Source organism: Pantoea sp. Sc1 (assembly GCF_000255315.1).
Lineage (GTDB): Bacteria > Pseudomonadota > Gammaproteobacteria > Enterobacterales > Enterobacteriaceae > Pantoea > Pantoea anthophila.
On record NZ_AJFP01000001.1, the window covers coordinates 3,773,086 to 3,786,028 of the forward strand.

Below are 12,943 nucleotides of genomic sequence, written 5' to 3' on the forward strand. Positions count from 1 at the left end.
ATTGACGTCAATGTCTGGGCTGCGTGCATTTGGCACCACCACAGATCTTCGCTGAACTTTCTGGTATGCTTGCGGCGCTTTGCTAACAAGAGGCTTCATGTTGTCTATGTCAGGTTGGCGTAAACTTTATTATAAATTGCTTAATTTACCACTCTCGTTTCTGGTAAAGAGTAAGGCCATTCCGGCCGATCCCGTGTCTGAACATGGTCTGGATCCGACCCGACCTATTATGTATGTTTTGCCTTACGATTCGAAGGCTGACTTACTGACTTTGCGCGCGCAGTGTCTGCGGCATCATCTGCCCGATCCGCTCTCTCCACTGGAGATTGATGGTTCCCTGCTGCCTCGCCACGTCTTTATCCACGATGGCCCGCGCGTCTTCCCCTATTTTGTACCCAGCGTGGAATCGGTGAAAATTTTCCACGATTACCTGGACCTGCATCGCAATAATCCCACGCTGGATATTCAGATGCTGCCCGTCACCGTGATGTTTGGTCGCGCACCGGGACGTGAAGTTCAGGGCGAAGCCACACCACATCTGCGGGTGCTGAACGGCGTGCAGAAGTTCTTTGCGGTCATCTGGCATGGGCGCGACAGCTTTGTCCGCTTCTCGCCGACCGTGTCGCTGCGGCGTATGGCCACGGAACATGGGACAGATAAGTCGATCGCGCAGAAGCTGGCCCGCGTCGCGCGTATCCATTTTGCCCGTCAGCGGCTGGCTGCGATTGGCCCGCGTTTACCGGCCCGTCAGGATCTGTTTAATCGCCTGCTGCAATCCAAAGCGATTGAAAAAGCCGTAGAAGATGAGGCGCGCAGCAAAAAAATCTCCCATGAGAAAGCGCAGCAGAATGCCGTCGAGATGATGGAAGAGATTGCGGCGAACTTCTCCTATGAAGCGATTCGCGTTACTGACCGGGTGATGGGCTGGCTCTGGAGCCGTCTCTATCAGGGCATCAACGTCAATGGCGGCGAAAAAGTGCGCCAGCTGGCGCAGGATGGTCATGAGATCGTCTACGTGCCCTGCCACCGCAGCCACATGGATTATCTGCTGCTCTCCTACGTGCTCTATCACCAGGGCCTGGTGCCGCCGCACATCGCAGCAGGCATCAACCTCAACTTCTGGCCAGCCGGTCCGATCTTCCGTCGTCTGGGTGCCTTCTTTATCCGTCGCACCTTTAAAGGCAACAAGCTGTACGCCACGGTATTCCGCGAATACCTCGGTGAGCTGTTCACCCGGGGTTACTCGGTTGAGTACTTTGTCGAAGGTGGCCGTTCACGCACGGGCCGTCTGCTGGACCCGAAAACCGGCACGTTAGCCATGACGCTGCAGGCGATGCTGCGCGGCGGCAATCGTCCCATCACGCTGGTGCCGATCTACATCGGATATGAGCATGTGATGGAAGTGGGTACTTACGCCAAAGAGCTGCGCGGCGCGGCAAAAGAGAAAGAGGGCTTCATGCAGATGGTGCGTGGCCTGCGTAAGCTGCGCAATCTCGGTCAGGGTTACGTTAACTTTGGCGAACCGCTGCCGCTGGTTAACTATCTCAACAAGCGCGTGCCGGAATGGCGTGACTCGATCGATCCGATTGAGCCACAGCGTCCCGGCTGGCTGACCCCGACCGTGAACGATATTGCGGCTCGCGTGATGGTGCGGATCAATGAAGCCGGCGCGGCTAACGCCATGAACCTCTGTGTTACGGCCCTGCTTGCCTCACGTCAGCGCTCACTTACCCGCGAACAGTTGATTGAACAGCTGGAGTGCTATACCCAGCTGCTGCGCAATGTGCCTTACTCGCCGAATGCGACCCTGCCCGATCTCTCTGCGGAAGCGCTGCTGGATCACGCCCTGGGCATGAACAAGTTTGAGAGTGAAAAGGACAGCATTGGCGACATCATCATTCTGCCGCGTGAGCAGGCGGTGCTGATGACCTATTACCGCAACAACATTCATCACATGCTGGTGATGCCATCGCTGATTGCCGCCATTGTTCAGCAACACCAGACGCTGAGCGAAGCGGAACTGCTGCGTCAGGTCAGCCTGATCTATCCGATGCTGAAGAGCGAGCTCTTCCTGCGCTGGGAGACGGATGAGCTGCCGCAACTGCTGACTGAACTGAGTCAGGAGCTGGCGCGTCAGGGTCTGATTACGCTTGAGGCCGGAGAACTGCGCTTTACCGCGGCGCGCTATCGCACGCTGCAACTGCTGGCCGCCGGTGTGCGTGAAACGCTGCAGCGTTATGCCATTACCTTCTCGATTCTCAGCGCCAAGCCGACGATTAACCGCGGCACGCTGGAGAAAGAGAGCCGGACGCTGGCACAACGTCTCTCCGTGCTGCACGGTATCAACGCTCCGGAGTTCTTCGACAAAGCGGTCTTTACCTCACTGGTACTGACGCTGCGTGATGAAGGCTACATCAGTGACAGCGGAGATGCGGATGTGGCGCAGACCCAGGCCACCTGGCACATCCTGGCTGACCTGGTGACCAGCGATGTCCGGATGACCATCGAAACGGCTGTCGCGCACGACTGATACCGGCGTAAAGCAAAAAAGGCGACCTCAGGGTCGCCTTTTTTATGTCGCACAGGGCTGTCTGGCAGGCTTCTTACAGCAACGAAGAACCTGACGCGCAGGGGACAGGGACAGAAGAGGAAAGCGTCCCGCGCCAGGGATGGCGCGGGCCGAGCCGTCATGGATGACAGCTTTTGCGTCTTTCCGATCTGGCCCTGTCCCCTGCGCAGGCGCGGTCTTTCCGCTATGACAGGCTGCCTTTCCAGTCAGAACAGCTGAGTGAACGGCGGCGTATTCATTAAAATGCCGAGGAACAGCACCATCCCGACATAGTTATTATTGAGGAAAGCCTGGAAACAGGGCTGACGTTCGCGCCCGGCTATCAGCTTCTGCTGATAAACAAACAGGGCGGCAGCCAGCAGGAGTGTCCAGTAGAAGGCGCTGTTCAGGTGCAGCATCGTCCCCACCGACGCCATCAGCAGCAGGGTTGCCAGTTGCAGCAGACCAATAATCAGCTTGTCGAAGCGACCAAATAAAATGGCGGTCGACTTCACCCCAATCTTCAGGTCATCGTCCCTGTCCACCATCGCATACTGCGTATCGTAAGCAACCGTCCAGCAGATGTTGGCAATGAATACCAGCCAGCAGACCAGAGGTAAGGACTCACTAACTGCACACCAGGCCATAGGGATTGCCCAGCCAAATGCGGCCCCCAGTACGACCTGCGGCAGATGGGTATAGCGCTTCATAAAGGGATAGACCCAGGCCAGCGCCAGCCCCACCACGGAAAGCATGATGGTCATCAGGTTCATGGTCAGCACCAGCGCAAAAGCCACCAGCCCCAGAATCACAAACAGCAGCTTCGCTTCTCTGGCACTCACCGCGCCGCTGGCCAGCGGCCGATGTCGGGTGCGCTCAACGTGACCATCCACTTTGCGATCGGCATAGTCATTGATGACACAACCCGCCGCCCGCATCACAAAGACCCCGGCCACAAACACCACCAGCACCGGTAACGGCGGCATCGCCATGTCAGCCAGCCAGAGTGCCCAGAGCGTGGGCCACATCAGCAGCAGCGTGCCGATCGGTTTATCGATGCGCATCAGGCGGCTGTAGTCCCGCCATTTATTCATACTTAAGCTCTTTTCCACCACAAAATCCTCAGACCAGATCGCGATAGAGCGGCGATGCCGGTAAAAACAGTTCCGTCAGCAGCAGCGGCTTGCCGGAGAGGCGCAGACGCGACCGCCGTCCCCACAATGCATCAATCTGTCCGGGTTCAATAAAATCGCGGGTCAGCGTCGAAGAGGAGAAAAGATAGCGACCCAGAGGACGGGTACCCAGCTGCTGCAGCATCGCCTCAGGCCCGTTGAGGGTGCTTTCCGGCACCAGGGTGCGGCCCGCCAGCCAGGGCTGATCGTCGCCGAACAGCAGCACTTCACGCAGCCAGAAGCGTTCATCATCCGGCAACAGGGCGCGTTCCTCGCCCAACTCGCTGGCGTCGATAAAGCCTTCGCGCAATGGCCGAACCGTCACCCGCTGACAATGCTGTTCAAAACGGCGCGTCATTGAATCCTCTTCCATCAGCCAGTCGAGCAACGGCGGCGCGAGGGCTGCCTGCGATGGAGAAAGCCAGTTGAGCGCACCTAATAAGCTGAGCGCGTCTTGAGACATAGCACCACTCCCGGTAATTTTGAGGTCGGTAGTTTAGCGCAGAGACGCGATGCGAACACCTGCCGTCGTACCAGACGGCAGGTGAATTATTCGCGTTTCAGCCGGTTGCTGTTTGCCAGCCACAGCGTAATGACCAGCATCAGTATCGCCGCCGAGTAGCAGAGCGTATCGAAGGGATTTTTGTGATCGACAATAATCAGGCGGATGATCGCCGTAATGCCGATGTAGACAAAATAGCGCAGCGGAAAGTGATAGCCGGACTGAAAGTACTTCACTATCAGGGCAATAAATTCGAAGTAGAGGAAATAGATCACGATTCCCTCAATCAGCAGATAGGAAGAGGCCTGCTCGCCGGTATTAAACAGCACGTTTGCCAGATGGATCGTCTCTTTGCCTAAAAAGACGATCAGGATGATCGCCAGACTCAGCAGGCCCACATTCAGCACCCATTGCAGTGCTGTTGCAAGGTGGCGGGCCAAAGGATTTTTGTCACTCATGTTGCGCCTTAAAAGGGAGTTATCAGCGCGCATCATCATGCGCGAGTGTGATGTAAATCACAATAACTCCTCAGGCTTCGACATCCACACAGAGTGCATCATAGCGCCAGTATTCACAGTCGCAGTCGATCACCGCTTTTTGCTGATTGCGGTTGATGCGGGTGATCAGCAGGCCGGGGCTGCCGGTCGCCACATTCAGCGCAGGTGCGGCAACGTCCGGCAGCGGGCCGGGCAGAATGGTAAAGCGCGCGCCACCGTAACGAATACCGTAGCGCTGGTCATAGAGGTCGGTCAGGGAGCGCGTCAGATCTTCCTCCAGCAGGCCAGGGAAAAAGTGCGGATTCAGGTAGTGTTCCACATAGAGTACCGCGCGCCCATCAATGCGCCGCAGACGGCGGATGCAGTAGACCACCGAGCCGGGGGCCAGACCCAGTGCTGTCGCCACGGCGTCCTGCGCGGCTACCTCGCCAGCCGCAATAACCTCCGTCGTCGCCCGCCGCCCCTGCTCCGTCGCCATCGCATGAAAGTGGCTGTGGTGCAGCGGGTTGTAGACCAGCCGCGGCGGCGCGATAAACCAGCCCCGACGCAGCTCGCGGTAGATCATCCCCTGCGCTTCCAGCTTGCCCAGCGCTTCACGCAGCGTGATCCGCGTGGTGCTGAAAGCCTCGCTCAGGGCGCGTTCCGCCGGCAACCGCCCGCTCTGAAACTCGCCATCCCGGATACGGCTCAGCAGTGCACTGGCGATCGCCTCCGCCGTTTTGAGTGCGATTGACTCCACAACAGTAGCCTCATTCTGGTGCGACTCCGCACTATAACTGTTCAGGTTAACGCGCCTGTGACGGGCGGATGACCCGGGTCTGCTGCCTTTCTTCCCCCGTATCGCGCGGTTCTGTCATAAATCGTTCATATACAGGGGCTACATTGGCTCGGTTCTTGCTGGACTAGACCAGTCAGGCCCCTCAACTTACACCCGGAGCAACTGAGATGAAAGCGTTTATCGCCTCTGTAGTAGCCAGTGCTGTAGTGCTCACCCTGCCCGTCGCGCAGGCCGCCGATAACGACCTCGCCGCGCTGGAAAAAGCGGCGCGCAGTGAAGGCCAGGTCAACAGCGTCGGGATGCCGGACAGCTGGGCCAACTGGAAGGAGACCTGGAGCGATCTCAACAGCAAATATGGCCTTAAGCACAGCGACACCGATATGTCATCGGCGCAGGAGCTGGCGAAATTTGATGCGGAGAAAGATAACGCCAGCGCTGACATCGGCGACGTCGGCGCGGCCTTTGGCCCCATCGCCGTGGCGAAAGGGCTGACGCAGCCGTATAAACCGACCCACTGGGATCAGATCCCGGCCTGGGCCAAAGATAAAGAGGGTCACTGGGCGCTGGCCTATACCGGCACCATCGCTTTCCTGATCGACAAGCAGCAGGTTAAGGATATCCCCCACAGCTGGGCCGATCTGAAAAAAGGTAAGTATGTGGTTACTATCGGTGATGTCGGCGTGGCAGCTCAGGCAGCCAACGGTGTGCTGGCGGCAAACTACGCATTAGGCGGCGACGAGAAGAACCTGAAACCGGCGCTGGCATTCTTCGCTGACCTGGCAAAACAGGGGCGTCTTGGCGTGACCGATCCGGTGATCGCCAACATCGAAAAAGGGGAAGTGCAGATGGCGGTGGTGTGGGACTTTAACGCCCTTAACTACCGTGACCAGATTGATAAAAGCCGCTACGAAGTGGTGATCCCCTCTGACGGTTCTGTTACTTCCGGTTACACCACCCTCATCAACAAATATGCGAAACATCCTGCCGCGGCAAAACTGACGCGCGAATATATCTTCTCAGACCAGGGCCAGATCAACCTGGCGAAGGGCTATGCCCGTCCGATTCGTGCCGAGCATCTGACGCTGCCTGCGGATGTTCAGGCTCGTCTGCTGCCGCAGTCAGAGTACAAAAATGCCCGCCCGGTTAAAGATCAGGCCGCCTGGGATAAATCGTCAAAAATGCTGCCGCGCCTGTGGCAGGAAAACGTCATCATCAACATGCAGCAGTAACCTGCGGCGGGGAGAGGAAATGAAGACTATCCTGGTGGTGCTGGATGGGCTGAGCAATCAGGTCGCACAACATGCAATGGGTTATCTGCATGCCGAATGTTCGCAGGGCAACGGTTTTTACTACCGTCTGACCTGTGAACTGCCCTCACTGTCGCGGCCGCTTTATGAGTGCATTCTGACCGGCGTCCCGCCGGTCAGAAGCGGCATTATTCACAATGGCGTCAGCCGGTTAAGTCGCGAGCGCAGCATCTTTCACTTTGCCCGTGCGGCGGGCCTGACCACCGCGGCGGCGGCCTACCACTGGGTGAGTGAACTTTATAACCGAACCCCGTTTGTTCCGGCGCGCGATCGTCATACGGACGCACCGGAACTGCCGATTCAGTATGGTCATTTTTACTCTGACGACAGCTATCCCGATTCGCATCTGTTTGAAGACGCAGAGAGCCTGCGGCTGCGTCACGATCCCGACTTTCTGCTGATCCACCCGATGAACATCGACGACGCCGGTCATAAATCGGGGCTCTCCTCACCGCAGTACCGCAACCGGGCGCGCATCGCCGACGGCCTGCTGTCGCAGTGGATGCCGCTGTGGCTGGCCGAGGGCTATCAGGTGATGGTGACCGCCGATCATGGTATGAATGACGATCGCTCCCATGGCGGCATTCTGCCTGAGGAGACTACGGTGCCGCTGTTTGTCTTTGGCCGGGCCTTCTCGCTTCAGCCTGATCTGGCACCGCAGCAGACCGATCTGTGCGGCACCCTGTGCGAACTGCTTGAGGTGCCGCATGACAAACCGGTCTGCCGCGGGCTGCTGGCGGAGCCACCGAGATGAGGAGAAAAGGCTTTGCCCTGCTGCTGTTGCTGCCGTTTGCCCTGTTCTGGGTCGCCTTTCAGCTGGCACCGCTACTGTGGATCGCCATCAACAGCTTCTGGAGTGAGATGAACAGCCAGTGGGGCTGGGATAATTATCACGACATCCTGACCTCGCCCTTTTATCAGCAGGCGTTTCGTTTTTCGCTCGATATTTCGCTCTGGTCAAGCGTCTATGGATTAGTGATTGCGCTAGTTACCGGCTACTCCCTGCACCAGCTCGGCGGCGGGCGGCTGCAGCGTTTCCTGCTCTCCTTTACCAACATGACCAGCAATTTTGCCGGTGTCCCGCTCGCCTTCGCCTTTGTGATCCTGCTGGGGCTGAACGGCTGTCTGACGCTGCTGCTGCGTCACTACGGGCTGATTGAGAGCTTCCGGCTCTTTTCGCGCAACGGCATGGTGCTGGTCTACACCTGGTTCCAGATCCCGCTGGGCGTGCTGCTGCTCTACCCGGCGTTCGACGGGCTGAAGAAAGAGTGGCAGGAGTCGGCGGCTCTGCTGGGGGCCAGCCGCTGGCACTACGGGTGGCACATCGCCCTGCCGATTCTGTTTCCGGCACTGCTTGGCACCTTTGTTATCCTGCTGGCGAACGCGCTGGGGGCTTACGCCACCATTTATGCCCTGACTACCGGAAACTTTAACGTGGTGCCGGTGCGCATCGCCGCGCTGGTCTCCGGGGATATCTCGCTGGACCCCAACACCGGCAGCGCGCTGGCGATGCTGCTGGTGGCGATTATGGCGCTGATCACCCTGGTGCAGCAGTATCTGGTGCGCCGCAGCTATCTCAACGCGAAACAGCCCTGAAGGAGCATTCATGTCACCTGCTGAGCGCCTGTATCACCGGATAATGGTGGGGGTACTTTTTCTCCTGCTGGCCCTGCCGCTGGCGGCCACGCTGCTCTATGCGATCGCCTCTGACTGGAGTAATACCATTCTGCCGCAGGGCTATAGCCTGAAGTGGTTCATCCAGCTCTGGAGTGACCCGCGTTTTCTGACGGCGCTGGGCCATTCCCTGCTAATTTGCTTTGGTGCGCTGCTCTTTTCGCTGCTGCTGGTGCTGCCTGCCATGTTTGTAATCGCTTACTACTATCCACGGCTGGATGCGGTGATGAACATCCTGATCCTGATGCCCTTCGCCGTGCCGCCGGTGGTCTCGTCAGTGGGTTTGCTGCAGCTCTACTCTTCCTCCCCGCTGATGCTGACCGGCACACCCTGGATACTGATTGGCTGTTATTTCACCATCGCGCTGCCCTTTATCTATCGGGCGCTGGCGAACAATATGCAGGCCATCAACCTGAAAGAGCTGATCGACGCCGCGCAGCTGCTGGGTGCCAGCACCTGGCAGGCGGCACTCTGGGTGGTGCTGCCCAACCTGCGCAAAGGGATGCTGATTGCGGTCCTGCTCTCCTTCTCCTTTCTGATTGGCGAATTTGTCTTTGCTAACCTGCTGGTCGGCAACCGCTATGAAACCCTGCAGGTCTATCTCTACAACATGCGCAACGGCAGCGGTCACTTCACCAGCGCGCTGGTGATCTCCTATTTCTTTGTGGTGCTGCTGGTCACCTGGCTGGCTAACGCCCTGAATCCCGAACGAGGCTGAGTATGAGTTATCTTGAGGTCAGATCGCTGAATAAACGCTATGGGCCCACCCCCATTTTCGAGGAGATCGATTTCAACGCGGCAGAAGGTGAGTTCGTTACCCTGCTCGGCCCCAGCGGCTGCGGTAAATCGACGCTGCTGCGCTGCCTGGCCGGTTTAACCGGCGTCGACAGCGGCGAAATCCGGCTGGCGGGTCACGATATTGTGCCGCTGGCGCCGCAGAAGCGCGCCATCGGTATGGTGTTCCAGAGCTACGCACTCTTTCCCAACATGACGGTAGAGAAAAACGTCGCGTTTGGCCTGAAGATGCAGAAGCTGCCCGACGCAGAGATCCGCCAGCGGGTGCCGGAGGTGCTGGAGCTGGTGGAACTCAGCGACTATGCGCGCCGTTATCCGCATCAGCTGTCGGGCGGGCAGTGTCAGCGCGTGGCACTGGCGCGTTCGCTGGTGACGCGTCCGCGTCTGCTGCTGCTGGATGAGCCGCTGTCGGCGCTGGATGCGCGAATCCGTCGCCATCTGCGCGATCAAATCCGCCGCATCCAGCGCGAGCTGAACCTCACGACCCTTTTCGTCACCCACGATCAGGAGGAGGCGCTGACGCTCTCCGATCGTATTGTGCTGATGAACCGGGGTAAAATCGTGCAGAACGGCGATGCCGAAGCGCTCTACACCCAGCCGGCTGACCTCTTCGCCGCCGGGTTTATCGGTAACTACAACCTGCTCAGCGCTGAGCAGGCAACGCGGCTGACCGGCCAGCCTTTTCACAGCCAGGTGGCGATTCGTCCGGAATCAATGCAGTTCACGGCGCAGGGCCAGGGCATTCCTGCGGTCATCCTCAGCCACAGCCTGCTGGGCAACGTCATCCGCTATCGTATCCGGGCGCAGGATGTGGAACTTTCGGTGGATGTGCTTAACCGATCGGCGGCGGATTTGCATCCCGCTGGCAGTCAGATTGGTCTACAATTAGCGATGTCGACTTTGCGCCAGGTGGCTTAAAACACAGGAAAAAATCAGGCAAAGCACGGCAATCCCTTTTCACAGATTGCTCTCTCCGTCAGGCTGGCAGTCTGTGCTTTAAGCCTGACTCTGGAGGAGCAACCCCTCGTGTTAACGCTGCTTAATTTACTCTCTGCCGTGGCCCTGCTGGTCTGGGGCACGCATATCGTCCGCACCGGCATCATGCGGGTTTACGGCGCCGATCTGCGCCGCGTCCTCAGCCGCAGCATAGAAAAGAAACCGATGGCGTTTCTGGCGGGCATTGGTGTGACCACGCTGGTGCAGAGCAGCAATGCCACCACCCTGCTGGTCACCTCCTTTGTGGCGCAGAATCTGGTCAGCCTGACCCCCGCGCTGGTGGTGATCCTGGGGGCGGATGTCGGCACCGCGATCATGGCCCGTATCCTGACGTTTGATCTCTCCTGGCTCTCGCCGCTGTTTATCTTTTTTGGCGTGGTCTTCTTTCTCAGCCGTAAGCAGACCCGAGCCGGACAGCTAGGCCGGGCCAGTATCGGACTGGGTCTGATCCTGCTGGCACTGCAGCTGATTGTTGAAGCCGCCCGCCCGATTACCCAGGCCGCCGGGGTCCAGGTGCTCTTCTCCAGCCTGACCGGCGATGTGATGCTTGATGCCCTGCTGGGCGCGGTCTTCGCCATTATCAGTTACTCCAGCCTGGCTGCGGTGCTGATCACCGCCACGCTGACCGCCACCGGGGTGATCTCTTTTAAGGTGGCGCTCTGTCTGGTGATTGGTGCCAACCTGGGCAGCGGCCTGCTGGCCCTCATCAACGCCAGCGGCTCCAATGCGGCGGGCAAGCGCGTGGCGCTCGGCAGCCTGCTGTTTAAGCTGATCGGCTGCGTGGTGATCCTGCCCTTTGTCGATATCGTGGCGACATGGCTGGATAAGCTGCCGGTGAACGATGAAGAGCTGGTGATCTTCTTCCACGTCTTCTACAACCTGGTTCGCTGCGTGGCGATGGTGCCCTTTGCTGACCTGATGGCGCGCCTCTGCCGTCGTCTTATCGCCGACGATGTGGACACCGCTCTGCAGCTGAAACCGAAGCATCTTGACCGCAGCGCACTGGATACCCCGGCGCTTGCCCTGGTGAATGCCGCCCGCGAGGCGCTGCGCATGGGCGACGTGCTGGAGCAGATGCTGGAGGCGTTTAATAAGGTGATGCATGGGGAATCCCGCGAGGAGCGCACGGTGCGGCGGCTGGATGATGATGTCGATGTGCTCTACACCGCCATCAAACTCTATCTGGCGCGGATGCCGAAAGAGGATCTGCCGGAAGAGGATTCGCGGCGCTGGGGGGAAATCATTGAGATGTCGCTCAATCTGGAGCAGGCCGGTGACATCATTGAACGGATGAGCGGTGATGTAGCGGATAAGTCGCTGGCGGCGGGCCGCGCCTTCTCAGCCGAGGGACTGAAAGAGCTGGAAGGCCTGCAGGAGCTGCTGATCAGCAACCTCAGAATGAGTCTGTCGGTGTTTCTGTCGCACGATGTCACCAGTGCCAAACGGCTGCGCCGAGCGAAACATCGTTTCCGTCTGATGATTCGCCGCTACTCGCACGCGCACGTTGACCGCCTGCATCAGCAGAACGTGCAGAGTATTGAGACCAGTTCGCTGCACCTCGGTTTGCTCGGTGACATGAAGCGTCTCAACTCACTGTTCTGCAGCGTCGCCTATACCGTGCTGGAGCAGCCCGACGATGAGCGTGATTATGAATAAGCGCGCAGAGGAGGGAAACCTCTGCGCGCCATCGGTGTTACGGCTTCTTGATCGGCTTTCCGGACCAGTAGCCCGCCAGCAGTGAACCTGACAGGTTGTGCCACACCGAGAACAGCGCGCCCGGCAGGGCCGCCAGCGGCGAGAAGTAGAGCTTGCCCAGCGTCGCCGCCAGACCGGAGTTCTGCATCCCGACCTCCAGCGCCAGCGTGCGGCAGGTTGACTCATCAAAGCCAAACAGCTTGCCTCCCCAGTAACCGCCCAGCAGGCCAATGGCGTTATGCAGGATCACAGCGGCGATCACCATCAGGCCCACCGATCCGATAAAGCTCTGACTGCCCGCCACGACTGCGCTGATGATCAGCAGAATACAGATCATTGAAAACGCAGGCAGCCAGGGCTCGACCCGGCGAACCACGCTGTTCATGCTGTGATGAATGATCAGCCCGAGGCTAATCGGGATCACCACGATTTTCACGATGCTCAGCAGCATTCCCACCACATCCACCTGAATATGGGTGTCCACATAAAAGCGGGTCAGCAGCGGCGTGGCGAATACGCCCACCAGCGCCGAGACGGAGGAGATCGTGACCGACAGCGCCACATCCCCCTTCGCCAGATAGATCATCACGTTGCTGGCAGTGCCGCTGGCGACGCTGCCGACCAGAATCATCCCCGCAGCGAGATCGGGCGGCATATGGAACAGTTTTGCCAGCGCCCAGGCGGCTAACGGCATCACCAGATAGTGCAGAAAGGTACCGGCAATCACGGGCGCGGGGCGGGTCAGCACGCGTTTAAAATCGTCAATATTGAGCGTCACGCCCATGCCAAACATGATCAGCATCAGCAGATACGTGACCCACGGCCCGATGCCAAGAAACGTTCCGGGCGAGTAATACGCGGCGACAGATAACAGCACGGCCCAGAGCGGGAACAGGCGGGTTAAAGTGGCGAGCATGGCCAGACTTCCTTATAAGAGTGTTGTGTTTTATGCAGAGTTGCCCCTGAAGCACGCCATACA

At 58.7% G+C, this 12,943-nt stretch carries 12 protein-coding genes; 7 read left to right on the plus strand and 5 right to left on the minus strand.

Annotation, left to right across the window (positions count from 1 at the left end; translation table 11 throughout):
* The first annotated feature begins 106 nt into the window (after positions 1-106).
* Positions 107-2,530, plus strand: coding sequence for a glycerol-3-phosphate 1-O-acyltransferase PlsB (gene plsB, locus S7A_RS17505; RefSeq protein ID WP_009092616.1), 2,424 nt, complete (start codon positions 107-109; stop codon positions 2,528-2,530).
* A gap of 245 nt (positions 2,531-2,775) precedes the next feature.
* Here plsB and ubiA read toward each other — a convergent pair whose 3' ends face one another.
* The 4 genes from ubiA to S7A_RS17525 all read right to left on the minus strand — a co-directional run bounded on the left by ubiA (position 2,776) and on the right by S7A_RS17525 (position 5,458).
* Positions 2,776-3,642, minus strand: coding sequence for a 4-hydroxybenzoate octaprenyltransferase (ubiA, locus tag S7A_RS17510; RefSeq protein WP_009092617.1), 867 nt, complete (start codon positions 3,640-3,642; stop codon positions 2,776-2,778).
* A gap of 28 nt (positions 3,643-3,670) precedes the next feature.
* Positions 3,671-4,183 carry a chorismate lyase gene (gene ubiC / locus S7A_RS17515; protein WP_009092618.1) on the minus strand — a complete coding sequence of 171 codons (513 nt, stop codon included), beginning with the start codon at positions 4,181-4,183 and terminating at the stop codon, positions 3,671-3,673.
* Between the two features lie 86 nt (positions 4,184-4,269).
* Entirely contained in the window at positions 4,270-4,680 is a 411-nt protein-coding gene (gene psiE / locus S7A_RS17520; protein WP_009092619.1) for a phosphate-starvation-inducible protein PsiE, read from the minus strand.
* Positions 4,681-4,750: 70 nt separating this feature from the next.
* Complete coding sequence (locus tag S7A_RS17525) at positions 4,751-5,458, minus strand: UTRA domain-containing protein (protein ID WP_009092620.1); 708 nt, start codon at positions 5,456-5,458, stop codon at positions 4,751-4,753.
* A gap of 206 nt (positions 5,459-5,664) precedes the next feature.
* Here S7A_RS17525 and S7A_RS17530 point away from each other — a divergent pair, with 206 nt between their 5' ends.
* The 6 genes from S7A_RS17530 (at position 5,665) to S7A_RS17555 (ending at position 11,925) form a co-directional block, all read left to right on the plus strand.
* Positions 5,665-6,726, plus strand: a complete 1,062-nt coding sequence (locus tag S7A_RS17530; protein WP_009092621.1) for an ABC transporter substrate-binding protein — start codon at positions 5,665-5,667, stop codon at positions 6,724-6,726.
* Between the two features lie 19 nt (positions 6,727-6,745).
* Positions 6,746-7,558, plus strand: coding sequence for an alkaline phosphatase family protein (locus tag S7A_RS17535; RefSeq protein WP_009092622.1), 813 nt, complete (start codon positions 6,746-6,748; stop codon positions 7,556-7,558).
* Entirely contained in the window at positions 7,555-8,400 is an 846-nt protein-coding gene (locus S7A_RS17540) for an ABC transporter permease subunit (RefSeq protein WP_009092623.1), read from the plus strand. The genes S7A_RS17535 and S7A_RS17540 overlap by 4 nt, the downstream gene beginning before the upstream one ends.
* A 10-nt stretch (positions 8,401-8,410) precedes the next feature.
* Positions 8,411-9,196 carry an ABC transporter permease gene (locus S7A_RS17545; protein ID WP_009092624.1) on the plus strand — a complete coding sequence of 262 codons (786 nt, stop codon included), beginning with the start codon at positions 8,411-8,413 and terminating at the stop codon, positions 9,194-9,196.
* A gap of 2 nt (positions 9,197-9,198) precedes the next feature.
* Positions 9,199-10,191, plus strand: a complete 993-nt coding sequence (locus S7A_RS17550) for an ABC transporter ATP-binding protein (RefSeq protein ID WP_009092625.1) — start codon at positions 9,199-9,201, stop codon at positions 10,189-10,191.
* Positions 10,192-10,299: 108 nt separating this feature from the next.
* The gene (locus tag S7A_RS17555) at positions 10,300-11,925 is read left to right on the plus strand and encodes a Na/Pi cotransporter family protein (RefSeq protein WP_009092626.1); all 1,626 of its coding nucleotides are present in this window, start codon (positions 10,300-10,302) and stop codon (positions 11,923-11,925) included.
* Between the two features lie 37 nt (positions 11,926-11,962).
* On the opposite strand, the gene panS is transcribed toward S7A_RS17555, so the two are convergent.
* Entirely contained in the window at positions 11,963-12,880 is a 918-nt protein-coding gene (panS, locus tag S7A_RS17560; RefSeq protein WP_009092628.1) for a ketopantoate/pantoate/pantothenate transporter PanS, read from the minus strand.
* Between the last annotated feature and the right edge of the window lie 63 nt (positions 12,881-12,943).

Bases quoted from the DNA above. Each gene is read 5' to 3' on its own strand.
- plsB (WP_009092616.1), top strand. From the start codon at position 107: ATGTCAGGTTGGCGTAAACTTTATTATAAATTGCTTAATTTACCACTC.
- ubiA (WP_009092617.1), bottom strand. From the start codon at position 3,642: ATGAATAAATGGCGGGACTACAGCCGCCTGATGCGCATCGATAAACCG.
- ubiC (WP_009092618.1), bottom strand. From the start codon at position 4,183: ATGTCTCAAGACGCGCTCAGCTTATTAGGTGCGCTCAACTGGCTTTCT.
- psiE (WP_009092619.1), bottom strand. From the start codon at position 4,680: ATGAGTGACAAAAATCCTTTGGCCCGCCACCTTGCAACAGCACTGCAA.
- S7A_RS17530 (WP_009092621.1), top strand. From the start codon at position 5,665: ATGAAAGCGTTTATCGCCTCTGTAGTAGCCAGTGCTGTAGTGCTCACC.
- S7A_RS17535 (WP_009092622.1), top strand. From the start codon at position 6,746: ATGAAGACTATCCTGGTGGTGCTGGATGGGCTGAGCAATCAGGTCGCA.
- S7A_RS17540 (WP_009092623.1), top strand. From the start codon at position 7,555: ATGAGGAGAAAAGGCTTTGCCCTGCTGCTGTTGCTGCCGTTTGCCCTG.
- S7A_RS17545 (WP_009092624.1), top strand. From the start codon at position 8,411: ATGTCACCTGCTGAGCGCCTGTATCACCGGATAATGGTGGGGGTACTT.
- S7A_RS17550 (WP_009092625.1), top strand. From the start codon at position 9,199: ATGAGTTATCTTGAGGTCAGATCGCTGAATAAACGCTATGGGCCCACC.
- panS (WP_009092628.1), bottom strand. From the start codon at position 12,880: ATGCTCGCCACTTTAACCCGCCTGTTCCCGCTCTGGGCCGTGCTGTTA.